This is a genomic window from Bartonella sp. AP9QHHD (assembly GCF_042195625.1).
Taxonomy (GTDB): domain Bacteria; phylum Pseudomonadota; class Alphaproteobacteria; order Rhizobiales; family Rhizobiaceae; genus Bartonella.
On sequence record NZ_JBHIOP010000031.1, the window covers coordinates 57,169 to 84,096 of the forward strand.

Annotated in this window: 19 protein-coding genes and 1 pseudogene; 13 read left to right on the forward strand and 7 right to left on the reverse strand. The window is 38.2% G+C overall.

Features of this window, described 5'->3' with window-relative positions; genetic code table 11:
- Position 1: 1 nt before the first annotated feature.
- Complete coding sequence (locus ACFIK4_RS02115) at positions 2-1,009, forward strand: HlyD family secretion protein (protein ID WP_375674796.1); 1,008 nt, start codon at positions 2-4, stop codon at positions 1,007-1,009.
- Between the two features lie 472 nt (positions 1,010-1,481).
- Here the strand turns inward: ACFIK4_RS02115 and ACFIK4_RS02120 are convergent, their stop codons facing one another.
- The gene (locus ACFIK4_RS02120) at positions 1,482-1,766 is read right to left on the reverse strand and encodes a hypothetical protein (protein ID WP_375636504.1); all 285 of its coding nucleotides are present in this window, start codon (positions 1,764-1,766) and stop codon (positions 1,482-1,484) included.
- A gap of 851 nt (positions 1,767-2,617) precedes the next feature.
- Between ACFIK4_RS02120 and ispG the strand changes: the two genes are divergently transcribed.
- From ispG to ACFIK4_RS02135, 3 genes are all read left to right on the forward strand, one after another.
- Positions 2,618-3,859, forward strand: coding sequence for a flavodoxin-dependent (E)-4-hydroxy-3-methylbut-2-enyl-diphosphate synthase (ispG, locus tag ACFIK4_RS02125; RefSeq protein WP_375633454.1), 1,242 nt, complete (start codon positions 2,618-2,620; stop codon positions 3,857-3,859).
- Positions 3,860-4,361: 502 nt separating this feature from the next.
- The gene (locus ACFIK4_RS02130; protein WP_375674799.1) at positions 4,362-5,516 is read left to right on the forward strand and encodes an MFS transporter; all 1,155 of its coding nucleotides are present in this window, start codon (positions 4,362-4,364) and stop codon (positions 5,514-5,516) included.
- A gap of 1,168 nt (positions 5,517-6,684) precedes the next feature.
- The gene (locus ACFIK4_RS02135; RefSeq protein ID WP_375674801.1) at positions 6,685-6,897 is read left to right on the forward strand and encodes a hypothetical protein; all 213 of its coding nucleotides are present in this window, start codon (positions 6,685-6,687) and stop codon (positions 6,895-6,897) included.
- Positions 6,898-8,621: 1,724 nt separating this feature from the next.
- Here the strand turns inward: ACFIK4_RS02135 and ACFIK4_RS02140 are convergent.
- Entirely contained in the window at positions 8,622-9,524 is a 903-nt protein-coding gene (locus ACFIK4_RS02140; RefSeq protein ID WP_375632065.1) for a polyprenyl synthetase family protein, read from the reverse strand.
- A 424-nt stretch (positions 9,525-9,948) separates the two neighbouring features.
- Between ACFIK4_RS02140 and rpmF the strand changes: the two genes are divergently transcribed.
- Positions 9,949-10,128 carry a 50S ribosomal protein L32 gene (gene rpmF, locus ACFIK4_RS02145; RefSeq protein ID WP_005774555.1) on the forward strand — a complete coding sequence of 60 codons (180 nt, stop codon included), beginning with the start codon at positions 9,949-9,951 and terminating at the stop codon, positions 10,126-10,128.
- 1,476 nt (positions 10,129-11,604) lie between these two features.
- Positions 11,605-12,322: pseudogene (locus ACFIK4_RS02150) on the forward strand (tyrosine-type recombinase/integrase); the annotation flags it as partial.
- 906 nt (positions 12,323-13,228) lie between these two features.
- Here ACFIK4_RS02150 and ACFIK4_RS02155 read toward each other — a convergent pair.
- The 3 genes from ACFIK4_RS02155 to ACFIK4_RS02165 all read right to left on the reverse strand — a co-directional run bounded on the left by ACFIK4_RS02155 (position 13,229) and on the right by ACFIK4_RS02165 (position 16,058).
- A complete protein-coding gene (locus tag ACFIK4_RS02155; RefSeq protein ID WP_273790499.1) occupies positions 13,229-13,813 on the reverse strand; it encodes a CarD family transcriptional regulator in 585 nt (194 codons plus the stop codon).
- A gap of 301 nt (positions 13,814-14,114) precedes the next feature.
- Entirely contained in the window at positions 14,115-14,456 is a 342-nt protein-coding gene (gene fdxA / locus ACFIK4_RS02160) for a ferredoxin FdxA (RefSeq protein WP_015856977.1), read from the reverse strand.
- A gap of 21 nt (positions 14,457-14,477) precedes the next feature.
- Positions 14,478-16,058: a hypothetical protein gene (locus ACFIK4_RS02165; protein ID WP_375621010.1), complete on the reverse strand. Its 1,581-nt coding sequence runs from the start codon at positions 16,056-16,058 to the stop codon at positions 14,478-14,480.
- A gap of 575 nt (positions 16,059-16,633) precedes the next feature.
- Between ACFIK4_RS02165 and ACFIK4_RS02170 the strand changes: the two genes are divergently transcribed.
- On the forward strand, positions 16,634-17,545 hold the full coding sequence (locus ACFIK4_RS02170) for an RNA polymerase factor sigma-32 (protein WP_375628693.1): 912 nt from the start codon (positions 16,634-16,636) through the stop codon (positions 17,543-17,545).
- A 308-nt stretch (positions 17,546-17,853) separates the two neighbouring features.
- On the opposite strand, the gene ACFIK4_RS02175 is transcribed toward ACFIK4_RS02170, so the two are convergent.
- The gene (locus ACFIK4_RS02175; RefSeq protein WP_375674804.1) at positions 17,854-19,431 is read right to left on the reverse strand and encodes a M48 family metalloprotease; all 1,578 of its coding nucleotides are present in this window, start codon (positions 19,429-19,431) and stop codon (positions 17,854-17,856) included.
- A 147-nt stretch (positions 19,432-19,578) separates the two neighbouring features.
- Between ACFIK4_RS02175 and ACFIK4_RS02180 the strand changes: the two genes are divergently transcribed.
- The 4 genes from ACFIK4_RS02180 (at position 19,579) to rimJ (ending at position 23,699) form a co-directional block, all read left to right on the forward strand.
- Complete coding sequence (locus tag ACFIK4_RS02180) at positions 19,579-20,214, forward strand: thiamine diphosphokinase (RefSeq protein WP_375613185.1); 636 nt, start codon at positions 19,579-19,581, stop codon at positions 20,212-20,214.
- 100 nt (positions 20,215-20,314) lie between these two features.
- Entirely contained in the window at positions 20,315-20,701 is a 387-nt protein-coding gene (locus tag ACFIK4_RS02185) for a hypothetical protein (RefSeq protein WP_375645924.1), read from the forward strand.
- Positions 20,701-22,563, forward strand: a complete 1,863-nt coding sequence (locus ACFIK4_RS02190; protein ID WP_375674858.1) for an ABC-F family ATP-binding cassette domain-containing protein — start codon at positions 20,701-20,703, stop codon at positions 22,561-22,563. Before ACFIK4_RS02185 ends, ACFIK4_RS02190 begins: the two co-directional genes overlap by 1 nt.
- A gap of 572 nt (positions 22,564-23,135) precedes the next feature.
- Positions 23,136-23,699: a ribosomal protein S5-alanine N-acetyltransferase gene (gene rimJ / locus ACFIK4_RS02195; RefSeq protein WP_375628687.1), complete on the forward strand. Its 564-nt coding sequence runs from the start codon at positions 23,136-23,138 to the stop codon at positions 23,697-23,699.
- Positions 23,700-24,230: 531 nt separating this feature from the next.
- Here the strand turns inward: rimJ and ACFIK4_RS02200 are convergent.
- On the reverse strand, positions 24,231-24,491 hold the full coding sequence (locus ACFIK4_RS02200; protein WP_005774567.1) for a DUF2312 domain-containing protein: 261 nt from the start codon (positions 24,489-24,491) through the stop codon (positions 24,231-24,233).
- A gap of 263 nt (positions 24,492-24,754) precedes the next feature.
- On the opposite strand from ACFIK4_RS02200, the gene ACFIK4_RS02205 reads away from it, so the two are divergent.
- A complete protein-coding gene (locus ACFIK4_RS02205) occupies positions 24,755-25,243 on the forward strand; it encodes a DUF1036 domain-containing protein (protein ID WP_273790491.1) in 489 nt (162 codons plus the stop codon).
- Entirely contained in the window at positions 25,240-26,676 is a 1,437-nt protein-coding gene (gene pyk, locus ACFIK4_RS02210; protein ID WP_375674806.1) for a pyruvate kinase, read from the forward strand. Before ACFIK4_RS02205 ends, pyk begins: the two co-directional genes overlap by 4 nt.
- Positions 26,677-26,928: the final 252 nt, after the last annotated feature.

Sequence of the window (26,928 nt, forward strand, 5' to 3'; positions counted from 1 at the left end):
AATGATAAAAAAATTACGGTCAAAAGCTACGATTGTTGCATTCCTATCGGGCATTACGGGTGTTTTGCTGATTTTGTGGGCTTGGAGGCTTCCTCCTTTTGTGAGTAACATTCAAATAACGGATAATGCTTCTATTAAGGGCAATGTTACTCTGGTTAGTTCACAGATCTCTGGGGTGATTGCACGGATTTATGTGCAAGATTATCAACGTGTTGAAAAGGGAATGCTGCTTTTTGAGCTCGATGATTCTCTTTTTCGGCAGCAGCTTGCACGGGCACAGGCTGTTCTCGATTCAAAAAATGCAAAACTGGCAAGTATTGAATTACAAGCACAGCTTTTGCAGGGCGAAATTAATACAGCAGAGGTGGAATTGGCGCGTTCACGAGCATTTTCCAATGTTGTTCCAGATAGTAAAAAGTTAGGTTTTGGTGATGCGGCAAGTTCTGTTTCTCGTCCTCTTTCACAACTCTTGACAGCTCTCGAAACAAAACGCCAATTGCAAAAACAATTGGATCTTGAACGGCAAAGTTTACAGTCAGAAGTTTCGGGAGCGAAGGTGAGTGTTGAGTTGGCAAAACTTAATCTCGATCATACAAAGATTTTATCTCCTAGAACAGGCTATGTTGGATTGGTTGGCGCTAGGGTAGGGCAATATGTTATGCCAGGGACACAATTGGTCTCTGTTATTTCTGATGATATTTGGATTATTGCTAATTATAAGGAAACGCAACTTTCTCAGATGCGTGTGGGACAACCGGTTGTTTTTTCTGTTGATGCATTGAACAACAAAAAGTTAACAGGGCGTGTGGTTCGTTTTGCACCTGCTACAGGCTCAGAATTTTCATTGTTAAAAACGGATACGACAATTGGTAATTTTATCAAAATTGCGCAACGTATTTCAGTACGGATTGCTTTAGATCCTGGGCAGGAAGGGATTGAAAAACTCATTCCTGGCATGTCCGTGGTTACCTATGTAGATACTTCGCAGCGAGTCGATTCTGGAGGATGAAATTTTGGGTTTTTTCAGTTTAATTTTTGCGTCATTTACTTATAGCAAGTGGTTGTTTACGTTGGAAGATTTCGTTTGGTTTGCTATACTACATGTTTTAAAGCTCTTAGGCTTCTTATACTTTTATGTCATGATGTAAAATAATGTTCCTTAGAATATTAAAGCGCATGCATCTTTACTCACTTCCATTTCTTTTGAACTAACTCAGTAGGGGGATGGAGTATTGGAAGCTTTGCCTGTGGTTTTGCACAACACTGTCCTTTGAGGTGTGGTATCATCGCATGTTTGGAAGATGGGGGTAGGGGGATGCCAGATAAAAAACTGGATTATAGACTGCTCGGATGGGTGGGAAACTTATCCTGTTGGGAGAGGGCATAAAGTTAGGAGGAAGATGTAAAGTTTATATTTTGTAAACCATAAAAAATGCCCGCTTTGAGTCGGGCATTAAAAGGGAAGGTTATTGGTTGTGTTATTAATTTTTACGGATCAGCAAGAAGCTTACTAAAACGGCTCCTGCTGCTAATGCGAGGGTTTTTTTAGGATTTTCTTTCGCTTTTTTCTTTAATTCTGTAGCATGTTCGTTGAGGTGATAAAGTGCGTGACGGCCTTTTTGTTTCCATGTATTAAACAGCTCAGAAATGTTTTCAAAGCTATCATTTTGAAAACTCCAATGATTTACGGGGACCAGCTCTCTTTTTAATTGTGCTATACGTTTTTTAATTTTAGCATTTTTTCTATGGGGTGAAAATAGACACATTTATTGACTCCTTCATGTGTTAAATTGTTGTGTGACAGTTGGAATTGTGTTTGGGGTTTTGCTATAACGGCTTGAAAATTGAAAGGTTGCATTGATAATGCCGTGCGTGGGTGAGATGAGAATTAAAAGTTTGGGTTTAATGAGGCATTTCTTAATGTACTCGAGTTCATTTCGTGATGGTGTTTGTTAAGGATGTAAGGTAAAAATTTTTACAAAATGGTGTAAGATTCATTCATAAAAATGGTGGGCGATGTCTTCATTTTTTTGTTTGTTTAAAGTGTTGGGATAGCTTTTGGCACTTGAAATAGTTTATAAGGAGTTTTTATCTACCTATTCTCTTGTGGCTGTAGGGAGTGGTATTGATTGATTCAATTAAGAAGATTTAAAATGAGGAAATCTTACGATATTTGGGTTTTCCATTCAAATTTGTAAAAAATAGATTATTATAAATCAATATATTGGATTAATTTGGCGATGTCTTTCATGCATTTTTAAAAATGGCGCTTTGATGGGTGTTATTTGTTGTGTTGTAAAACACTGTTTTGTGATGACATTGATGTCAGGTATCGGCATGCAACTTAAAAATACAGTATTGTCTCTGTTTTGTTTCAGTTTCTTTTTGAAGCAACCAAGTGTAGAAGTATAAACTTGAACAGAAGTAGTAGAACTTATCCGGTACGTCTATAGAATGAATACACCTATGAGTTGTATTGCATCAGTGTTAGTAGGTCGAACCTTTTGAGAGCAATCTGTTAAGATTGGTGGGCGGTGTAATTTTCGTCCTTTGAAGCGCGGAGGAAATCAATGTAAATAATGATTGATAGCGCAGGTTTTAAAAATTTGAGGACTTGATGAGTACGACCTATTTTTTATCTAAACCACTTGAGCGTCGTCGATCTGTTGGTGTTGCTGTTGGTGATGTGATCATTGGGGGGCAGAGCCCGATAGTTGTACAGTCGATGACCAATACAGATACCGCTGATGTTGATGCAACTGTTTCTCAAGTAGCTGCTCTTTGGCAAGCTGGCTCACAATTGGTTCGAATTACTGTTGATCGCGATGAAGCGGCGGCGGCTGTACCAAAAATACGGGAGCGATTGGAGAGGTTAGGATTTTTTGTACCATTGGTTGGGGATTTTCATTATATTGGTCATAAGCTTTTATCTGAGCATCCTGCGTGTGCTGAAGCGCTTGCAAAATATCGCATCAATCCTGGAAATGTTGGTTTTGGCGCAAAAAAAGATCGTCAATTTGCAGAAATTATTGAGATTGCTTGTCGGTATCATAAACCTATTCGCATTGGCGTGAATTGGGGCTCTCTTGATAATGCGTTGTTAACACGGCTTATGAATGAAAATGCACAGCAAGAAAATCCTTTATCGGTTGCTGAAGTGATGCGGGAAACTGTTGTGCAGTCGGCTTTGCTTTCGGCTACTTTAGCAGAAGAGTTAGGGTTGGGGCGTGATAAAATTATTCTTTCTGCTAAAGTGAGTGATGTCCAAGATCTTATTGCTGTTTATACCACCTTGGCGGCGCGTTGTGATTATGCTCTTCATTTGGGGTTAACGGAAGCTGGGATGGGAACAAAGGGCATTGTTGCTTCTTCGGTGGCTTTGGGTATTTTATTACAGCAAGGGATTGGCGATACGATACGAATTTCCTTAACACCAAAACCTGGTGGTGATCGGACACGAGAAGTAAAGGTGGGGCAAGAACTTTTGCAAGTGATGGGTTTTCGGCAATTTTTGCCTGTTGTTGCGGCTTGTCCTGGTTGTGGGCGCACAACCTCAACGGTCTTTCAACAATTGGCGCAAAAAATTGAAGCAGATTTATACAAAAATATGCCTGTTTGGCGTAAAAAATACCCTGGCGTTGAAAGTTTGAAGGTTGCTGTGATGGGATGTATCGTCAATGGACCGGGGGAGTCAAAGCATGCGGATATTGGAATCTCTTTGCCTGGAGTGGGGGAAAGTCCTGCGGCACCTGTTTTTATTGAGGGACAAAAGGTAAAAACTTTGCGGGGTGATCACATTGCTGAAGAATTTGAAGCGCTTTTGAGTGATTATATTCATACACGCTTTGGGCAAGGTTGAGGTAAAAATCGCATAAGGTTGAAGTAAAAAGGGTGTGTCGTTTTTTTTAAAACAAGCTGTCTTCAATGTGAAGAGGGTGCTGTTGTATGCTGCTTTAGCTATGGTCAATACTGTTGTTGGTTGCTTATTATTTTAGGTAAAACCAGATGATATGCCTGTTTTAGAATCAGAAGCTTATGAAGGATATTAATGAGTTTGAGTGTGTTAAGACTATTAAGCAAAACGATATGAATACTTTAAATGGATCCGTAAATGTTGTTGCTGGTTTTTTGGCTGCTCTTGAGACAGTAAAATATTTAACGGATTCTTCAAATATCAAATTATAGAAAGAACATTGTTTATTGATTTTTCAGGCATTTTCCCAGCATTTTTTGGGGTATCAAATTGATAGGATTGGAAATCCTTATAGCGATTATAGTCCTATTTGTCGTAAAATGTAAGCTTTTATATTGATATAAAATGATGTATACGGGTGCCTTTTTTGGCGTTATTGGGGGAGTGCATGACAAGTATATTAGCGTTTGGCTTTTTATTTAACGGTATAAGGATTTTAACTGGCGCCTTTATTGTCTTTTATATGCTTGAAAAAGGCTTAACGCTTATTGATATAGGTGTCATTAAGTCGTTTCAGGCTTTTATTATGATGGTTACCGATATTCCTCTGGGATATTTTGCTGATCGAAAAAGTTATAAAATATCGATCGTTTTGGCAGCGGCTTTTGCTGCCACATGGCTCTTTCTCATGGGATTTTCTACAAGCTTTTATGGTTTTCTTTTGGCAGAAACTTTTAATGCCTTATCGCTGACATTAATTGCTGGAGCCTATAATGCTTTACTTGTTCAATATGCAAAAGAAAAATTGACATCCACTAAAAAAGTGCTTGGTTCCAGCTCTCAATATAATTACATCGGCATGTTTATATTCAGTTTAATCGGGGCATATTTTGCTGATTATTCTAGCCAATATATATGGTATATCGCGGCGTTTTTAATGTTGATGACGACACTATTTGGTTTGTTTTTTCTTGATGACTTGAAGGGGGAGAAAAAACCAAATAAAGCGAATTCTCTCATTTGTGAAGCTAAGGAGATGTTATCTATTTTTATTAAAGTTCCTTATATCTCTTTATGCTTTTATTTTTCATTGATTTTTTTCAATATATTCTCGCAGTATTGGCAGTGGATATTTAAAGATCATAATATTAATGTCACTTATTTTGATCTTGGTGTGACATTTTCATTGATATTGCTCTCTCAGCTCTTGGCTAGTTTTCTCTTTACAAAACTAAGTGAAAGAGTGAATTTTATTTTACTGTTGTTTCTTTCGGCTTTACTGATTTCTACAGTCGCTTTCTTTGAACCAAGAAAAGAAATGGCTGTCATTTTAGTCTGTATGATTTTTTATCTCATTAAGTATACATATCTTCGTGTAGAAGTTATCTTGCACGATAGTATTAGTGATCATTTCAGGGCTACATATGAATCTTTCTTGTCAACCGTTGGGAGATTTAGCTTATTGGTATTTTTTTTACATGTGTGCGTATATGGTCAATATATTTGGCTTTTTCTCACTCGTTTATATTTTTGCTATTTATTTATTGATTTACTTGTTGGCGGTATTTTTTTTTTAGAAGGAACTCTCAAAAAAGTTCAGTGAAAATATTAACTTATTACGATACGTATTTTATAGGGTTTCATAGTGGGGCAAGGCTTTTATTTATTAAGGCGCATCGTTGTTTTTGCATGTTGAATGAGAAAGCTGAATAGTCTCAGTTATTCTTATTTAAAATCTATGTATGTTGAAGCAATCAAAGTCATCTGCTTGTACGTTATAAGTGGGCGTGGCATAATAATCGTTAAAAGGGAAATAAAAATGCTGCTCATGAATATTGCACAAAGAGTTGCTGATAAGATTGGACGCTGATAAAGAAAATGATTGTGCCAGATTATATGCTTATTAAGGAATGGTGATGAAGCAGTTTTCCCCATTTTCATTGGTTCCTTGCTGCTAACCCTTTATCTCATTAGAGCTAATTTAAGCAGTCGGACAATTTATAGCCTGTTCAAATAGGCTTTCCTCATGACGGATTTTATTGTTGATATATTTAACGCGTTTTATTGCTGTTTTCTTTAAAATATCAATCATCTTGTTGAGATAATTTTTTTACGTTGTACATTCTCATTTTTGAGTATTTTCTCTTTGATTGTGGCGTTAGCTCTGTATTTTCTGATGTTAGAAAATACTCTTAATCCAGATAATAAACTTATCTATGGAAACTTTGAATGACAGCCCCCTCTTTGAGAGGGAATAAAACCAAGTACAGAAATATTGTTGAGTACAATTTGCTATAAATAAGCCACAAGAAACCAGCATATATTGATATATTTGATAGGAATCTGTTAAGCCGTACAAATTATGGTCATTAAAAGGTAAAGCGATGAAATCGTTATCCATAACGCATATTGTAACATTTATAACTCTTTTTTTTGTATCTGTGTTGTTGGGATGTACGCGCGTAGATAGTCTAGAGTAGTATAATAAACTTTACGAAGAATATATAAGTGAAAATTACGGCGCTTTTGAACATTTTCAAAAGCAGGAACAAGCAAGAAATTTCGTCTATAGCCGTGGCTATCAGAATATCGTACCAAAGTTTGACATTATACGGCATCGTCACATACTGATTGTTTTATGTGGACGTTTTGTTAATTTATTGCGTGGTGATTATAATGAATGGATATCAGCAGATATGTTACTCAATGTCATAAGCAGTTTGCGTAATGACTATAACTAGAGAGAAAACGATTTTATTTGGGCCTATAATATGTCTATGAATGCTACCGACCCCATGATTGATTACGCGAAAAAGTTTCTTAATTCTTCAAGTGAAAATGGCATGAGTTTCAAAACACAAATGATTGATCTCGTGTCGAGTATGAGGACCGGTGATGATGAAAATGTTAAACAAATAGCGCGTTTTTGCATAGAGCTAAACACGATATATGACATGATGAAACCAAGAAGAATTTACAAATGACATTGAATGGATAATGAGAAAAATTCTCTCGAAGGATATTCAATGGCTATAATACTCTTGATAATCGCGGCATTTTCTTGGCCATGTTGCATGTTTTTTTATTATGGCTTCAAAAGGTGGACATATTTTCCAGCTTTTACAACAGGCATAGGTTCACTTACAATGATGCTTTTCATCTTAATAAGAAAATTGCATTTAAAGGAGGAAATTTGCACTTGGATTGAAAAAACTACTTATCACAAATTAGATTGCGCTATTATATATAATAATAAGGACTTTTTTTATCTTTCTGTTGCAATGATCATTCTCTGTTTAATCTTATCAATTTTCTTTTTATGTGATGAATTGAATAAACGAGATAAAGAGCGTGATGAATTAAAGTTGTACAGTGATCATGATTATTATTCAATTGAAGTTATTACACACTTTTGTAAATAAAAATGTTTCTGCTTTTGAAGGAGCATGCCGACACAATTATTCACTTTGCTAGCCCCTAATGTTGCGGACAGCCCTTGGCTTTTAAGACGGTTCATAAGAGGCAGTTTTTAGTCTTTTCTTTGATGTTTTGCCCCACACGGCTTTTCCCGCTTGTGACGTGCAAGCAAGTGATTTTGATTGATTTAACATACACAGATTTGAAATGAGAGAATCTTACGGTATTCAGGGTTCTTATTCAAGTTAAAAACCGCAAATTATCATTATAAATCAATGTATTATATATTTCTTGCTAAGAAAAGAGAGATCGGTAATAATATTTTTTTGGTCTTTCGTTCTATTGAAATTAATGGCTTTATTTATCCTGTTATGCCGTAACATACTGTCATTTGAGGGGTGGTGAAGGTAGCCTGTTTGATACATTAAGTATTTTAAGAAGTGCATGGTGAATATTCTTAAGTCTGTTTATCGAGTCTTTAGTTTAAGTGAATCGCATGCGTGGAAAGCGAGAGAAACCTACTCGGTAGGAAACTAGACTGTTTACAGAGTAGATTAGGTTAAAAGACTTTGTTCTTTGAGGGTGGCATAAAAATCAAAATAGCCATTATGTTCATTTTTTTCTGATATTTTAAATACGAGCTTCAAAAAAATGATGCCTAAACTAAACAACGAGCACTTTTGTAAAAGTGTTTTTAGAGAGCAAGTAATACACGAGTGAATTTACAGAATGTGACCATATTTGATCTTTTACAACAAGATAGCGTGGAAAGGCATAAAAATTACGACTCTTTACTGAGGGCAGTGTACTCCTAGGGTTGGCAATAAACAACAGATGACTTTGATAAGGCTACAAAGCCAATCGGCATTTTTATTGTTTTTTGCGGGTTTATAAAATGCCTGGTTTTATACTTATTCTGTTTATTTTTTGCCTTATCGTTAGAAGATTAAAGATATAAAGGAGAAAATGAGTTTTCCTCTTTCCGGTTGTTTTTTATTCGGCTTTAAAGCATCCACTGTAATATCTTTTAAAACATGGTGATTACGCATTTTCACATTTTGTTTCTTTCAGTCTTTAATGGAAGGCATTTTTTATGCAAAATAGGATACCCAGAATGCATTTGTGTTATAAATTTACGCGGCTTGTTTTAATGAAATTCCTCTTAAGATTTGTCGCACCCATTTCATGATAAGGACTATAATGGAGATTAATGGTAATGTTTCTTTGAAAAATCTATTATGCATTCAATAAATATGATGGTGTACACTATGTACAATAGGGCGGATGAAGTTTAATTTTGGCGTATTGCACTAAAGTGTGCTGCTTGTTGGAGGGGGAGTGCTTTAGCGCCAAAAGGATGTAAGAATGCTTCTGCTTTACTGATGAGTGTATCTCGCTTTTTTTGGGTTTCTTTAATGCCGTAAAGATGAACAAAAGTGGCTTTTTGTGCCGTTTCATCTTTTCCAGCCGTTTTTCCTAGGGTTTGCGTGTTGGCAGTGACATCAAGAAGGTCATCGGTTAATTGAAAGGCTAAACCAAGATAGGTCCCAAAATCAGTAAGTTTTTCAGTTAATTCTTTAGATGCATTGCCAATGATGGCACCTGCTTGGCAAGCAAAGCTTATCAGGGCTGCTGTTTTCATGTGTTGTAGAGTGATGATGTCAGTACTTTCTTGCGGTCTTTTTTCAGCTTCAAGGTCCAGCATTTGTCCACCTAACATACCGCCAAGTCCTGCCGATTGTGCAAGAGACGTGATCAGCTTGATTCTAATATCTGTAGATAGATTACTAGCTTTATGGGCAATGATTTCAAAGGCAAATGTTAAGAGGGCATTGCCTGCTAGAATTGCTGTTGCTTCATCAAATGCTACATGGACAGTGGGTTTTCCACGCCGGAGTATATCGTTATCCATAGCGGGAAGATCATCATGAATGAGCGAATAACAATGGATACATTCTAAGGCACACGCAACATCAAGAGAATGTTCTACAGGGACATCAAAAAGTGCAGCACTTTGAATTACAAGAAAAGGACGCAAGCGTTTTCCACCGTTCAGCACACCATAGCGCATGGCTTTGATTAAGTTTTTAGGGCGTGAAATTTCACCAGTTTGGATTTGATCACTTAACAGGGTATCAAGCCGCTTTTCAACGGTATTTCCATGTTTTGCAAGAAGGGTGGTAAATTCGTGCATTCTTGCTTCCTTTGTTTTTACAAAAATGAAATTATGAAGTTTAAAGAGAAAGGTTGTTGCTTTTTCTTGTTTTCATAAATTGGCGTCGTTTTTTATTAAAAATCAACTTCTCTTTTTATCTGTATCTCTACTGTATGCGCAAATCCCTTTTTAAACCAAATAAAAATTGAATGAAGGGCTTATAAAAAAGCTTTCATTGGTGTATAAAATTCTTAAATTTTGCAGTGTTTTTGATATTCATTTGATTATTGTGACACCATTTTTGATAACAGGAAGGTCATTTTTGGTAAGAGGAGGATCATTTTGACATTGCCTCTTCTTTTTTATCAGTGTATAATATCCTCGAATTTTATGGTGTTTTAAATGAAGCATTGTCATTTTTGACATTGCTTTTTCTGTTTTAATGGATTTGGAGTGTCTTTTTATGGCTGTACCTAAACGAAAAACCTCTCCAGCGAAGAGGGGCATGCGCCGTTCGGCTGATGCTCTGAAGGCGCCGACTTATATCGAAGATAAAAATTCTGGTGAATTACGTCGTCCTCATCACATTGATTTGAAAACGGGAATGTATCGTGGGCGTTCCGTTTTAGTGGTTAAAGACTGAGCGTTTTCTTTCTTTTCCAGAGGTCAACTTCTTTTATTTCATCGATCAATGCACGCTTGGGGCGTGCATTTTCGCTTTAAGATGAATGTTGAGGTTCCCTTGCGTCGTCTTCTATCGATGTGGAACAGGGAATGTATCGTGGGCGTTCTGTTTTAGTGGTTAAAACTTTAGCGTTTTCTTTCTTTTCCAGTGGTGGATTTCTTTTATTTCATTAGTGAATGCATTGGGTAAGATGCGTTTTTCACTTTTTCTTGAGAACATGTGTGGGATAAAGTTTTGCTGTAGAGAAATGATTCTATTGTGGGAGATGATTTTCTTGTTTTCTTGAGAGGCTATAAGGGATTGCTTGTATCAGTGTCTTTTATGATGACTTCGTTAAGAGCTTGGGTATTGATATAAGTTAGTTCAGTAATAGAATCATTTTGTATCGCACTTAATCTTTATTGACTATAGAGAGAATCCTATTAGACCGTAAAATATCATCGTTTAAGGCGGTTGATCTATGTAAGGATTTAAGCATACCGGTGTTTTCCGGTGTTTGTTATGAGAATATTTAAGGCAATGGTTTGTCTATAGACTTATATTGTGACATGTGATTCTCCTTAAAAAAATAGAGATCGACATCACATTGATTTATAAAGATCATTTGTTGTTTTGCGCCTTGAATGGAAGCTCTATCGTAGGATTTTCTCATTTCAAATTTTTCCCCATGTTGAATCAATGACAATCACTTGCTTTTCGGTCACAAGTGGGGCTGGCATGTGGGTAAAAACTCTATAAAAAAGGAAAAAATGTCTATAATGAATATTTTCAAATGTAAGAATTGTTGTAACATTGGGGTTAAGTGTATGCTGATATCAGCGTGCTTTCTTATGAGCAGAAAAGAGAAAACCGTTACAAGACAAAAGCTATACAGATTCAATAATCTTTAGTGCTTTTTATGATAAAAGTGCATGAGACTTTTCTATGAATATCACGCTGTCTTTTCATATTTTTGAACTAAGAATTGTCCATATATTTTTCGTATTTTTGTGAATATAAGGGATTTGTTGCGAACAGCTTGTAAAAATAAGTAAACTTAAAACCAGATATGTTATGTGTGGGGGTGAGCAAAGTATTTTATCAAAGCCGGTACGATTCTCCAGTTCATAGCTGGTTTATGAATGATTTTATAGTGTTTCTTACCTAAGTTTATGATTTTTTTGTTATCTGTTCATCACTAGACAACATATTGATTTATATATATAATTCATTGTTTTTCATATTGAATTAGAACCCCGAATAACGTAAGATTCACTTATTTCAAATCTCTCTATCTAGAATCAATCAAAACCACTCGTTTGCACGTCACAAGTGGGATGAGTGTGTGGATAAAATTTGTATAAGAAAGGACTAGAAATGGTTCTTATGAATCGTCTTAAGAGCCAAGGGCTGTCGTAACACCCACGAGCTGGAAAATATAATGATGGTACCGGCTTGCTTCTTCACAAACGTAAGAGATGGGGGTGGTCAATGGATTTACCGTTATACCTTTCACGGGGGCCGCGAAATGGGCTTGGGAGCGTTGCGAGATGTTTCTTTAAACAAGTCCGTGAATTGGCAATTGGGTGGGGTGCTGTTTTACGTGAGGGGCGTGATCCCATTAAAGAACGTGAGAAACAAAAGCGTGAGGCAATGCGCAATCTCCATTATTTAAAAAATATTGCTTTAGATGCTTTTGAAAGCCGTAAAGCTGAATTAAAAAATGATGGTGAGGCGTGTGATTGGTTTTTACACTGACGCCTTTATATTCTCCCCAAATTAGGTTGTCTGCCCGTTTCAGAGATTACGCAAACAGAGATACGCAATACCCTTGCCTCTATTTGGCATGCAAAAGCTGCAACAGCAGATAAAGCACTGAAGCGTCTTAATCGTTGTCTTAAGCATGCGGTTGCTTTGGGTTTGGATGTTGATTTACAAGCAAAAAAAGCACGCGCACTCTTAAGGTAAGCAACGCTATAAAACTATTAATAGACTAGCCATGGATTGGAAAGATGTTCCTGCCTTTTATCAGTTACTCTGTAAAACACAAAACATAACACGACTGGCTTTGCGTTTGCTTATCCTGACAGGCGTTCGTACTAATCCTTTGCGTCATATTCGTGAAGATCAGATTGAAGATGATAACTGGACAATTCCTGCTGAGAATATCCAATCTTTAGCGGTCTGTTTAAAATAGAGATTGAGACTTTTAAGAGTTCTATGAATCGTTCTAGATTTTTTGTGTCCGATTGGAGTAAGAATATTGCATATATTTCGTAATCTCTGAAATAAGAAACCTCATTTTGGAAAAATATGAAATTGAAAGGGGCAATGCTAACGTTCATTTTTATTGTTATTTTTTAAGTTAATTTTACAGCTTTCAAAAGTATTTGGAATGCCTTTTACAGAATGGAGATGATGGTTTTAGTTCATGCTTTTTTTATCGCGTTCTTTAATGGGGGGAATGCTTCTCATGCAAAATAGAGCGCCCAAGACAAAATATCTTATGTTGTACTGTCACGCATTTTTTTAAAGGAATATTTTTCAATATTTGTGGCATCCATTTTATGACGGCGTTTTTGAATGTTACAATGGTTTTGTAGAAGGGGGTCAATGGTAAAGTTTCGGTGTAGTGTATAAACGGCACTATGATCTTTACGCTTAATAAAAAAGCAAGCCCCGTCCTTACACATCTTGCCAGATTCCAATGTTGGTATATCCTTTGGTGTTTGAGACAGTGTCTCGCTCTTTTTGTACAGTTTTTACCCACAGATCAACTCCACTTGTGATTGACAAGCAAGTGATTTGATTGCTTCAACATGAGAGAAATTTGAAATGAGAAATCTTACCATATTCAAGATTCTAATTTAATAATGAATAATGCTAGATTATGATGATTAATCAGTTTATTATCTATGAAGAAAGAAAATGAGGAAGAGGAATTTGTCGAAAAGTTAGATTGTTTATAGATTGGCGCTGGTTAAGAAACTTTGTCCTTAAGGGCAGAGAGGATGTTAAAAAATAAAACCAGCTTTTCGCTGGTTTTATCGAAATATCATCATTATGATGAAAGAGTGTATTATGCAGCGTAGACAGCTTTACTGTTTTCATCTGTTTCTTCTCTCTCAGTTTTAAACTCGCGTTCCGGCTTGTTGGAGAGATGCATCTCTATGAGATTGATAGCTTCTGTTTCAGAAAGACTATTAATAACCGCAATTTCGCGGGCCATTCTTTCAAGAGCAGCTGTATAAAGTTGGCGCTCAGAGTAAGATTGTTCAGGCTGTAGATTAGAGCGGAAAAGATCACGGACCACTTCGGCGATACAAATAAGATCTCCTGAGTTGATTTTAGCATCATATTCTTGTGCACGACGTGACCACATGGTCCGTTTAACGCGTGCTTTTCCACGTAAAACTTTTAAGGCACGTTCGACAGAATCACTAGCAGATAATTTACGCATTCCAACGGAAAGGGCTTTTGCAATGGGGACTTTGACATCCATCTTATCTTTCGCGAAATGAATGACAAAAAGTTTTAATTTATGTCCTGCAACTTCTTGATCTTCAATCGCTATAATTTGTCCTACTCCATGCGTAGGGTAGACGATATATTCAGAGGTTGCAAATTCTTTGGTCTTGGAAGACGTTCCATGTTGGGATGCCATATTTTAGTTTACTCCCTTATGATCAACAAATGTATCGGAAAACAGGTTATAAACCTGAGGGTTGAGTTTTCTTTAACCAAGTATATTGTACCAATTAAGTGAGCATAAAAGCCGAGTACTTTTAAATCAAAAAAATACACCGCTTTACTATAACAAGCAAAGAAAAATACTTAGAAAGATGATCATGTTAAAATAACACTAACATCAAAATTTAAAAGAATCAATCATTTCGCTTAAGGATTTTTTATTTTTACAAGAGAAGTCTTTCAATCGTTGAAGGAGGAGAGTGTACACTTTATCATTACTCTTCGCCACTTCCTGGATTTTCTGAAAAATACTTTTCTAATTTATTTGGAACACCATCCATTTCTTTTGCTTGAGGAAGAGGATCTTTTTTGGTGGTTAGATTAGGCCATTTGTTTGCATAATGAAGATTGAGTTCTAACCACTTTTCTAATCCTGGTTCTGTATCAGGTAAAATCGCTTCTGCTGGGCATTCTGGCACGCAAACACCACAATCGATGCATTCATCGGGGTGAATAACAAGCATATTTTCCCCTTCATAAAAACAATCAACTGGGCAGACTTCAACGCAATCCGTATATTTGCAGTGAATGCAGTTGTCGGTTACTACGTGGGTCAAGATCAAACTCCATTTGTTACTTTAATTCTCTTTAGAGGAAAGTGTGTGCGTGTTTTTATGATTGGTGAGTTGATCGCGTAGTACAGCTAGTTTCGCAAAAGGTGAATCAGGATTAAGGCGCTTTTCTTTTTGAAAGGGCTTATGATTTGCATGTTTTCCTTGGGATTTGTGGAACTTATGAGAGCGTTTTGCTTGTGATGGTGCTTCTTGAGGGGAATTTTCATTTTTGTATTCCGCTTTTTTTACAGCGTTCTTCGATTTATTTTGCCACTTATTTCCTAATTTATCACGTTTTTTTTGTGCATGGTGGGGAAATTGATGCTTATAATGCCATAACAAAATAACTTTATCTTCTTCTGTAGAGCGAGGGGATTTGGCGAAATTCCCAACAGGTTCAGCTGCTGGTAAACGATTGGTTTTATGGAGATGTTTTTCAATACCAGAGGATGAAGTGTTTGGGAATGAGGTATTTTTTTCTTCTCGTGTTGTTTCTAAATCGCTTATTGTTTGCCATTGACTTCCAACGCATTCTGCTGCAGGAACATCTTGCATTGCCCTATTGACAGGGGAAGAGGCTTGGTGTGCAAAGAGATTTTGTTCAAAAACAGTATTGCTTATGCTGTACGATTGATAACCAAGTCCTTTGAGGATTTCTTCCATATCGTTTCCATTGGCCCCAAGAATGGACATCATGGCTGGTGTAACAAAAAAACTTTTGCCATCATAGGCTCCATCGGGTTTAGGATCACTTCCTTGTTTCCAATGAAGTGCGGGACGGATGAGATTGGCAAGACGTTCTAAAATATCAATCCGTACAGCACGTTGTCCTAAGATTCGGTAGCCGGCTAATTGATAAAATTGGCGGTTATAGGTAGGGTCAACAATTAAAGAGGTTCGACCAGCAGATAATGCTGAAAAAACTTCACCCAAACCAGTTTGATCTTGTCCCGCATTTTGAAGATTCCACAGGAGAGTAATGGCTTGAACCGGAGCAGGTTTAAGCATTCCGGCAACATAGATATGAAAAGCGCCAAAACGCACGCCTAGACGCCGAAGAACGGCACGTGATTCTTGCGCAAGGTTTTTGACAATGTCTAAGACTTCGCGGCGTGGTAAAATCCCTAAAGAGTTAAAAAGTTGTAAAGCAAGACTGTTTGTTGAATCCGTTAAATTATCAGCATTGCGCAAATCAAACAGGGGTTTTAAAGTCGTTTCAAAATGAAAGGTGACAAAGCGTTCTAATCGTTTCACAACGTTATTGCGGGATTCTCCCGTGAGTTGTTCATCTGCTAAAACAATCAGTTTTGGTTTAAAAAAATCTTCTGTTGCTACAAGTTGTCCTACGGGTTGACCAATCCAGCGCACAATTCCATCAGAACTGAGGGTAAAATCTCCATTTGCAGAAGCACAAAAACGTGTCGCGCGTTTGGAAAAAGCAAGAATCAAATTCTCATTCTCTGTTGAAATTTGCTTCTCAGCTATTTGATCGGTACTGTTTTTGTTGGCATAAAAACGAAAACCTTCAAATTTACCCCTTCCGTGTTTTTCAATGAGAATATCATCTTGAAGAATCTCATTCTGTTGAACAATCTTGCTATCCATGATCATTTTCTTTCTCAGTGTGACACTGGTCAAAAGCTTTTTGCGACAATTTCATAATGGTGCTCTTTCTTTAACACGTTTGTTGCGTTTGCTTCAATCACTCTTGTCATTTTTTGCTGTTTCTTTGCGCCTTTAAAACTTGAATGATTCTTTTTTCATTCAGTTTTCATTCAGTTTGGATGCTTTATATTTGCAAATTACACTTATTAGTTGTATTGTAAAGCTAAAAGCATAAATAAATTCTTCAATTTAAAAGGAAACGGAACCGGTTATCAAAAAACGGCATTTCTTTTGCATGATCACTTTATTTTTTTGCTGTTTTGTCATGAAAAGTGAAGAGAAAGTTTTTTCAAATATTTCATAGGCTAAAAGGCATATTGTAAAGGCATTTTGCAGGTGAAATTGTGTCTTATGTCAAGAAGTTTTACCATAACAGTAAAAAAACAATTGCGATTATAAAATTACACGTTAAAGTAGTGGTCACAGAAGTTAACAACTTTTGCGTTCTTTTTAAGCGAAGAACAATGATGTCGTTGCCAAATCAATTTTGATAATTTTAATCGCAAGGGGTTATTATGGGTAATCTTTCAAATGCTGTTTATAAAAGCAGCAAAAATTATAGCGATGCAGACAAAAGCTTAGGACGTAATATGATGCGTTCTGCTATGCAAGCACCTTATCTTGAACGACAAAAAGAGCATGATTTGGCTCTGCGGTGGAAAGACAAACGTGATGATGATGCCATGCATCAAATTGCAGCGGCTCATATGCGTTTAGTGATTGCTATTGCTAATCGCTTTAAACGTTTCAAAATGCCATTGGGGGATTTGGTACAAGAAGGGTATGTGGGACTATTGGAAGCAGCTGCACGTTTTGAACCTGATCGGGAAGTGCGTTTTTCAACATATGCAACGTGGTGGATACGCGCTTCTATTCAAGATTATATTTTGCGAAATTGGTCAATCGTTCGAGGGGGAACGAGTTCTTCGCAAAAAGCACTTTTCTTTAATCTTCGGCGTTTGCGTGCAAAACTGATACAAGATGATAGTGCTTTGTCAAAACAGGATATTTTTCGCACAATCGCTGAAAAACTCGGTGTTTCCGTGCGCGATGTTGAAACGATGGATTTTCGTTTTTCCAGTTCTGATAATTCCTTGAGTGTTTCTGTTTCTGAGAACAGTGATAATCCCATTGCTAAGATGGATGTTTTGGTGGATGAGAGTCCTCTTCCTGATGCTTTAATTGAGCAAGTCATTGATGGTCAACGGCGTACACAATGGCTTTACGATGCGTTGCAAATTCTCAACGAACGGGAGTTGGAAATTATTCGCTTTCGTCGCTTAAATGAAGAGGGGGCGACTCTCGAAGTTTTAGGTGAAAAGTTAGGAATCTCGAAAGAGCGCGTGCGTCAAATTGAAGCTAGGGCTTTGCAAAAATTGCGCTCTGCTCTCCTTACGGTTCATTCAGAAGACGCTTACGATATATAAGCAGTGAAAGGCTTTGGGGGGGGGAGGAAAGAGAATGTATTAAGTGGGGGCATATGAGAATATGATAAAGTCAGTTTTAGGGGGTGTTCATATTTGTTTAGGAATATGCCTCCTTGGGGGCGCTACTGATAAACAGAGGAAGATAGGGGGCTGTTAGTTGGAGGAAATATATATATCAAACGGAGACCTATAAAGGCATGATGAAGTTGGATTTTAAAGTGTTCCTCTTTATTTTCGAATATGCTTTAAGGGGGAGGGCGTGATACAGGCAGAAAAGAATCAAAACTGTAACGGATGAGAAGAAAGGCTTATTCTGTAATAATTTTCACTTTTGTACCTGCGGGTAAAGTTTGCGTTGGTGAGAGGGCGTTGAGGATGCGAAAGAGTTTTTCTTTATATGGTGTGTATTGCATTTTATCTGCAAGATTGGCAACGGTTTCTCCTTGTTTAACACGGACAACACGGATTTTTAAGGGCTGCAATTTTTTTAACTGTGAAGATGAAAGAGAATGAAAGCTTTGTAGCGTTTTTTGGGCAACCTCTGCAAAATTTCGAGAATTATATGGAGCGGCCGTCAAAAAACGAAAGATGTGGTTGTTGAATGGAATGACAACCACATCAAATTGCCATTGATCATTGGTAGCATAGGCCCGCGCTCCAAGTAAACTTTGGCTTTGGGATTCTTGGCGCATAAATTCTTGATTGGGGAGCCCTTGAATTGTGATGGGGCGGATAGATGATTGATCTAGACCGATAATCCAGCCGCTTTTCAAATAATCACTCGCAGATATTTCAGCAGGATGTGGAATAGCATCAAAACGAATCGCAATTTTATCTGGTCCACTGGCCCAAACAGTGTGTGCTGAATGTTCTATTGTAAAATTGTTTGGAACAGAAAAAGCTATGCGCAATTGTGGGTGAATAAATTGGTTGCCTCGTACAAAACCTGTATAAAAGCCTCCTCCAAAAATTATGCCATCAATGCTTTTGAGAAAAGAATCATGATCGGATATTTTACTATTCCCTTTACTGATTTTACGCGCTTTTTCTATCGCAAGCCGAATGCGTTGAGGGGTAGTTGGGTGGGAGGCTAAAAAATCTAGAGAGGCATTTTGGGTGCCAGAGATATTACGAAAAGCACTATAGGCTTCCATTGTTTGAAGAAAGCGTGGTGAAGCAAAAGGATCATATCCTGATTGTTGGAGCATTTCGAGCGCAAGGGAGTCAGCTTCCAGCTCTTGATTGCGGGAAAATTGCGCGAGTTGTTGCTTGTTTTGCATAGGGTTATGAAGTTTTTTGCCAATAGAAGAAAGAAGACGTGAAGACATGTGATTGGTCATCTTTAATTGGGCTTCTTTTTGCAGGCGTAAAATGCCATGATTGGCTCTGATATGTGCTATCTCATGGGCTAAAATGGCTGCAACTTCTGAAGAATCATTGGCTAATGCCAGCATACCACGAGTGATGTAGATCGAGCCGTTGGGGAGCGCAAAAGCATTGATAGTTTCTGAGTTTAAAATTGTTACAGAATAGTTTTGATGAGAACTATGGGATGCAACTGCTAGTTTACGGACAATCTTTGCTAAAAGGTGTTCAAGTTTTGCATCATGATAAGCGCCACCATACATTTGCAAAATACGTGGGTGTTGCAGAGCGCTTAATGTGACATAGATATTGTGGTTGTTGGTACGTTTGATCGTTTTAGAAGAAGTGGAAGAAAGCCTATCATTTTGAGAAAGTGGTGTATGACAAGCCGAAAGGAGAAACGTTAGACTTATGAAAGTTGCTTTATACAGGCAAGAGCGAAAAAGAAAATTGCGGTGAAAAATGGGGTGCGTTGGACCATGGTGCACATTATTTCTGCGGAGTAATTTGGCAAATTGCATTTGTATCTTTGTATCGTATGTTTCTTTAAGAAAGGCATTAGGGATAAGGATTCGTTTGGCTATATCATGCTTTTTGTTTATAAAAAATGACTCTCACTTATAAAAAGATGCACTGTAAAGAAAATTTTGTGAAAGGCAAAGTATGGCATGACAACATTTACGATATTATTAAATGGGGATGTTCATATCACTGATCGTTTGCTTAATCAAATTCAAAACAGTCGGGTGATTGCTGCGGATGGTGGTATGCGTCATGCGGCAACGCTTAATGTAACGCCTGAGTTGTGGTTAGGAGATTTTGATTCATCAGATGAGAATTTAATCCGCCAATATAATCATGTTCCGCGTGAAGTTTTTCCCTCTGATAAAGATATGACAGATAGTGCTCTGGCATGTGAAAGAGCGCTGCAAAAGGGTGCTAAAAAGCTTATTTTATGCGGTGCTTTGGGAGGGGAGCGAAGTGATCATAGCCTTTCTCATATGACGCAAGCGTTGATGATGGCTGAAAGGGGTATTTCAGTGTTGTTGACAAGCGGTTTGGAAGAAGGTTGGCCGGTTTTGCCAAAGCCTTGTTCATATGATTTGCCTAAAGGGTGTTTGTTTAGTCTTATCGGTTTTTCTGATTTAAAAGGTTTAACGCTTAAGGGAGTAAAATGGCCAATTTGTGACAAAAATGTGTCATTTGGCTCTTCTTTAACACTTTCTAACCGTATTTGTGGAACCTTTTCTTGCCATTTAGGTTCTGGAAAAGCTATATTGCTAGTGTCTGTACCTATTCCATAAAGCTCTTCCAATATATTTTGAATAAGGCAGGGGGGGGCCTAGTGATGAAGTGCCGACATAAACGATATATGTATTGATCTTGAGAAGGAAAGGTTTTGATATGTTAAAATCAATTTTTAAAGTGGCCGTTGTTGCAGCCATTGGTTTCAGTTCAGTCGCTTGTACTACAAATGATGAACGCGTTGCACGTTACGGCGTAGGAGGAGCAGCAATCGGTGCTTTGGCTGGAACTGCTATTGCTGGAAGTACGCCTGGAGCAGCACTTACCGGTGCAGCATTTGGTGCTTTGGCTGGAACAGTAACAGGTGCAGCTGCAAATCAAAGAAAACAACAAAGACAGGCATCACAATTGTGCACGTATCGTGGTCGTAGAGGGCATGTTTACCAAGCACCTTGTAGACAAAGAGTTCCTGTACGGCAATTGTGTGCTTACCGTGATGCAAGAGGGGTGATGTATCAAGCACCTTGTCCGCGCCGCGTTCGTTAATGGCGGTGCCGCTTCTGCGGCTTGACCGCATTTTCTTAAATTTTGGAAAAACGCCTTTGCTCAATCAAGCTTCTTTATCGGTTGAGCAGGGGGCGCGTATTGCGTTGGTTGGCCGTAATGGTTGTGGAAAATCAACCTTATTAAAAATTGCCGCAGGAATATTAGAACCTCATGGTGGCGAAATTTTTCGCCACCCGCGAGTAACGCTCCGTTATGTCTCACAAAATCCGGATTGTTCAGGATTTGAAGATATTAATGCTTATATGGAAGCGGGGCTGGATGATATATCTGATGTTCAGTGGATTAATACGCTTCGCACAAATTTAGGGTTTTCTGGGACGGAAAAATTGGAAACGCTTTCGGGAGGCGAAAAGCGGCGTGTTTCATTGTTACGGGCCATTGCTGCAAAACCCGATATTTTGTTCTTAGATGAACCAACCAATCATCTTGATTTACCAACCATTGAATGGCTGGAAGCTGTTTTGGCTTCTTTGCGTTCAGCGATTGTGGTGATTTCCCATGATCGGCGATTTTTAGAAAATGTTACGCGGTCAACGGTATGGCTTGATCGTGGCACAACCAAAAGACTGGAAAAGCGTTTTTCTGAGTTTGAAAATTGGCGTGATAAAGCACTGGAAGAAGAAGCCATCGAACAGCATAAATTGGGGCGCCAAATTGCTCGTGAAGAGCAATGGTTGCGTTATGGCGTGAGCGCACGGCGTAAGCGTAATGTACGGCGCTTAGGCGAATTAAAAGACTTAAGACAGCGTCATCAAACCTATAAAGGGCAGCCAGGAAATGCACTTTTGACAGCAGCAAAAAGTCATGATTCTGGGCAATTGGTGCTTGAAGCAAAGAAAATTTCAAAATCCTATGGTGATCGCATTATCGTGAAAGATTTCTCTTTGCGCATTCAGCGGGGTGATCGAATCGGTTTGGTAGGACCCAATGGAATCGGAAAGACAACGCTCCTTTCTGCATTAATTGGGCAAGAAGCCGTGGATAGTGGAACGGTGAGGCATGGCTATAACCTCTCTATGGCATTGCTTGATCAGCAACGTATTTTAAATGAAGAAGAAACTTTAGCGCATTATTTAATGGGGGGAAGAGGTGATACTCTTGTGATCAATGGGTTGGAGCGGCATGTGGTTTCTTATATGAAAGACTTTTTATTTTCACCGGAACAAGCACGCACTCCCCTTAAAGAATTTTCTGGGGGAGAAAGAGCACGCCTCATGCTTGCACGACTTCTTTCTCGTCCTGCAAACTTTTTGATTCTTGATGAACCGACCAATGATTTGGATATGGAAACTTTGGATTTGTTGCAAGAATTTATTGCTGATTTTGCGGGGACAGTATTGTTGGTCAGCCATGACAGAGACTTTTTAGATCGTACTGTAACGCATATGTTGGCACCTCAAGGTGATGGTCATTGGGTTTTGTATGCGGGCGGCTATAGTGATATGATGGCGCAAAACCAGCATGCTCTTCGCTTACAACGCAAAAGAACAGAATTATCGCAACGTAAAGCACCTTCAAAATCTCATGCGGGAGAGCTTTCAAAGCAGGACACATCAACAGATGATCGCTTGATAGGGCGGGAGAAAAAAACACGAGGTAAATTGTCTTATAAGCAGGTTTATGCATTGGAAAAATTGCCTGAAGAAATTGCTGTTTTACAGGACGAAATCAAAAAAATTGAGCAAGAACTCTCTGATCCAGCCCTTTATCGCAGTGATAAAGAGCGTTTTGAACGTTTATCAACAACGTTGGCAAAAAAGAAAAATACTTGCACACAAAAAGAAGAAGAATGGTTAGAACTTGAAATTTTACGCGAAGAAATGGAATCGTGTTCACGATAATGTTTCAGATATTAATATCTAAACATTTTAATTCGTATTGCATCATCGCTTTTCTTTAATTTGTTACAAGAGTTTGTCGCTGATTTAGCGGGAACAGTGTTGTTGACGAGTTATGGCAGAGACTTTTTAGATTGCACTGTAACATATAGCATCTCAAGGCGATGGTCATTGGGATTTGTATACGGGGGAGCAGTGATATGGTAGCGCAAAACAAGCATGCTCTGAGCTTACAAGGCAAAGAAACAAAACTATCTTTGCCGTAAGTTTTTTCAAAATTTCGTATATGGAAGTACGCCAATTCCCTTGCATACTTTGCCAGTCCCCAATGTTGCTACAGCGCCCCTTAGAACTTGAGAGCATTCATAAGAAATATTCCCCTGTCTTTACCTTATGCTTTAAACATACCACCCCCACTTATGACGGAAAAGCAAAAGATCCTCATTGATTCTAACGTAAGAAGTGTTGTGATGAGAAAAGCTTACTGTATTCGACATTATGATTTGAGTTTAAAAATGATGATTTGTTAAGATAAATCAACGTGTTATTGTGACATTGTCTAGGAGGAGAAAATGATGGCAATTAAAACAAAGCGAACAATTTCCACATTGATCGGTTTAGAAGATGCAGCTGAACTGTCTTCTTATTTCCTCCGTAATGCGAATCATCTGCGTCCTTTTGAACCTGTTAGATCTGATGGTTACCACAGCCTAACAGCTTGGGAAACACGAGCCAATGCATTTGCTTATGAAAGCGCACAGGGACAAGCATACCGATATGCTGTACGATTAAAAAATGAAAACACAGTCATCGGTGTTGTGAATTTTACAAATGTGGTTCGGGGTGTTTTTCAAGCCTGTCATCTTGGTTTTTCTCTTGATGAAAAACAACAAGGCAAAGGTCTCATGTTTGAGAGTTTATCGGCTCTAATACGCCATATCTTTCATGTTTATCATCTGCATAGAGTGATGGCAAATTATAGACCTGAGAACATAAAAAGCGAACGTTTATTAAAACGCCTTCATTTTGAAAAAGAAGGCTATGCCAAAGACTATTTGATGATTTCTGGAAAATGGAGAGATCACATTCTAACCTCTCGAATCAATGATCTTTATGAGTCCGTTAATAGATTCGAATAAAGTTTTGTTAAGGGTCTTTTTATCAAATGTGTAAATATGCTGCACTTTTCCCTATCCTAAAAGACGAAGATCCTTAACCACCTCTTCTTTTGTAAACGGTTCAGACTCTCGTTTAGCGGATTTCAACGGCTGACCGCTTTCATATGTTTCTTTTCGTAGATAAGAAATTGATTTATCATCATAACTCATTTTTTTAATTTGAAGAGAGTCCTCAATATCGGAAGACTTTCTCATTTCAAATTTATTGATGTTTAATCATAAAAAACACCTCTCTTGCACATCACAAACTGAGTTGGCATAGGTTGGCATACAAGTGAGGGTTTATGTGGATAAAAATTATTGAAGAACAAGAATAAAAATTCTCTGTATAAATCCTTTTAAATGTGAGGGCTGTTGCAATATTGTGTATTCTGTGACCGATAGTCTCGTTACAAGTTACACAAACGGCTTATTGTTGGGTGAAATTTTTATACATTCATTTGTTTTTTGCATTTTCTTTTCTTAAAAAAATTTCCAACGTTATCAATGGTTTTAATTCATACCAAGCGCATTTTTATAAAGTTCAATGATTGCTTCTTCTTCCATTCGTTCATGTTCTTCTTTTTTACGCAGCCGTATAATGCTTCGAACAGCTTTACTATCGAAACCAGAGCCTTTAAGTTCAGTGTAAACGTCTTTAATATCATCAGAAATGGTTTTTTTCTCTTCTTCTAGCCGTTCAATACGTTCGATAAAAGAGCGTAATTGGTTTACGGATATAGCGTGTGTTTGATCGGTTACTGTATCGTTCATTGTATTTTTCTCCAGGTTATATATTTTAAGTTGTTTTTCGACGACGAATTTATGTTAAAAAAGCTTGAAAATAAAAAGTAAATCAAGCTACACAGCTTTTTTACAAATTGACTTTAAATATTTTGTAAAATTTTTAAGATATATGCATTGATAAAAGGGCTATAAAAAGAAAAATATAAAAATATACGTTTTAGATTTGAAAAGCTTTAAAAAAAAGAAATGTGTAATTTGTTTTGAGAATTTGGCATTATAGAGGAAGTTTTGTGATTTTAAAAAAGCGATATTGGGTGTTTCAGAAAGGATTAAAAGTTTTTCTCTTGAGCATTTTGCTCTTGTTTCCCCTTGTTGTTTTTGCAAAAGCTGACTTTAGAGTTTGTAATACAACCCAACAGTCTGTAGGGGTTGCTCTTGGATATCGTACATTTTCAGGGTGGGTGAGCGAAGGCTGGTGGACGGTACCAGTGACGGAATGTAAAACTTTAATTGAGGGGCCTCTTGCTTCACGGTTTTATTATTTTTATGCGGAAGGGGCACAAAAAAAAGGGAACTGGGCAGGCTCTGTGACCATGTGTGTGCAAGATAGCCAATTTACTATTCAAGGGGTTCATGATTGTTTCCCTCGAGGATATCAAAAGGCTGAATTTAAAGAGATCGATACCGGAAATCAAACCAGTTGGATGGTACAGTTGACGGATGAGTCTTTGTTAAACAATTCAGTTATACCTTCTCTTTCAGGAAATTCTCCACCGTGAAACGTGCACGTAAAGTAAAAATTATTGCGACTCTTGGTCCTTCTTCTTTTTCTCGTTTGATGATTGAAAAGCTTTTTAGGGCAGGAGCAGACGTTTTTCGTCTTAATATGAGCCATACTGATCGTGATATGCTGGGTGATTTGGTCGAGTCTATACGAGAAGTTGAAAAAACAGTTCGACGTCCCATAGGTATTTTGGTGGATCTTCAGGGGCCAAAACTGCGTGTGGGGCGTTTTGCTAAGGGGCAAGAAGATTTGCGTGTTGGGCAAAGCTTTACATTAGATAATCGCGATGTTCTTGGCGATGCGCAGCGTGTTTTTTTCCCTCATGAGGATGTATTTGCGGCTGTTAAACCAGGGGACCGGTTGTTGATTGATGATGGAAGGGTGGAACTGCGCGCGCAAGTATGTGATGGTTATTCTGTCCAGTGTCGTGTGGTTTCTGGTACCCGTATTTCTGATCGAAAAGGTGTGAGTTTTCCCGATACAATTTTGCCTTTTGATTCGATGACGTCAAAAGATAAGGAGGATCTTCAGGCTCTTTTACAGCAGCCTGTTGATTGGGTTGCTCTTTCTTTTATTCAACGTCCAGAAGATATTATGGCGGTGCGTCAGTTGACGAAAAGTAAGGTGTCTTTGATGGCTAAAATCGAAAAGCCTCAAGCCTTGGAGCATATAGAGAAGATTATTGAAATTTCCGATGGTATTATGATTGCACGGGGTGATCTCGGTGTGGAAATGCCTCTGGAAAAGGTCCCTGCACTTCAGATGGAGTTGATAAAAGCTTGTCGTTTAGCTGGAAAACCGGTTGTGGTGGCAACACAAATGCTCGAATCAATGATCACATCTTCTGTTCCCACACGCGCAGAAGTGTCGGATGTTGCTACAGCAGTTTATGCAGGAACAGATGCGGTGATGTTGTCTGCTGAATCTGCTTCTGGTCGTTATCCTGAAGAAGCTGTGCTTATGATGGACCGAATCGCGCGACAAATCGAACAGGATCACACTTATGCCGCTCAGGTTGGAGCACAACATCCAGCACCAGAATCAACAGGAACGGATGCGATTTCTCTTGCTGCGCGTCAGATTGCTGAAACACTTGCTCTATCCGCTATCGTTGCCTATACGGCTTCAGGAACAACGGGGGTGCGCGCCTCTCGTGAACGCCCTAATAGACCGATTATTGCTTTATCGCCCATTGTGGAAACAGCAAGGCGTTTGGCTCTCGTTTGGGGGCTTCATTGTGTGGTCACGCAAGATGCTCGCAATTTAGAAGATATGGTTGATCGAGCAGCAGCCATTGCATTTCAGGAAGGCTTTTGCCAAGGAGGGGATCGTTTCCTTGTAACAGCCGGTGTTCCTCTTGGAACGCCCGGTGCGACAAATCTCTTGCGTATTGCTTCTGTCTCTCAAGATGGAACGAAAGGGATTTGAGCCGTTTACGCATGGTGTTTTTTCATGCGCCTTTGAACAGGCTTTAAAAACAACGGGTGTGCGCTTCTTGTGAATGCCTCCATAGACCCATTATTCTTTTATCTCCTATCGTAAGATAGCAAGGTGTTGCATTAGGTCGTCCAGTTTGGGGATGGAAGCAGATGCGGTGATGTTGTCTGTTGATTTTGTTTTAGTTCTGAGGAAACTGCTTTTACGGTAGGCATTTAATGGGAGCCCCCCTTTTATTTCATT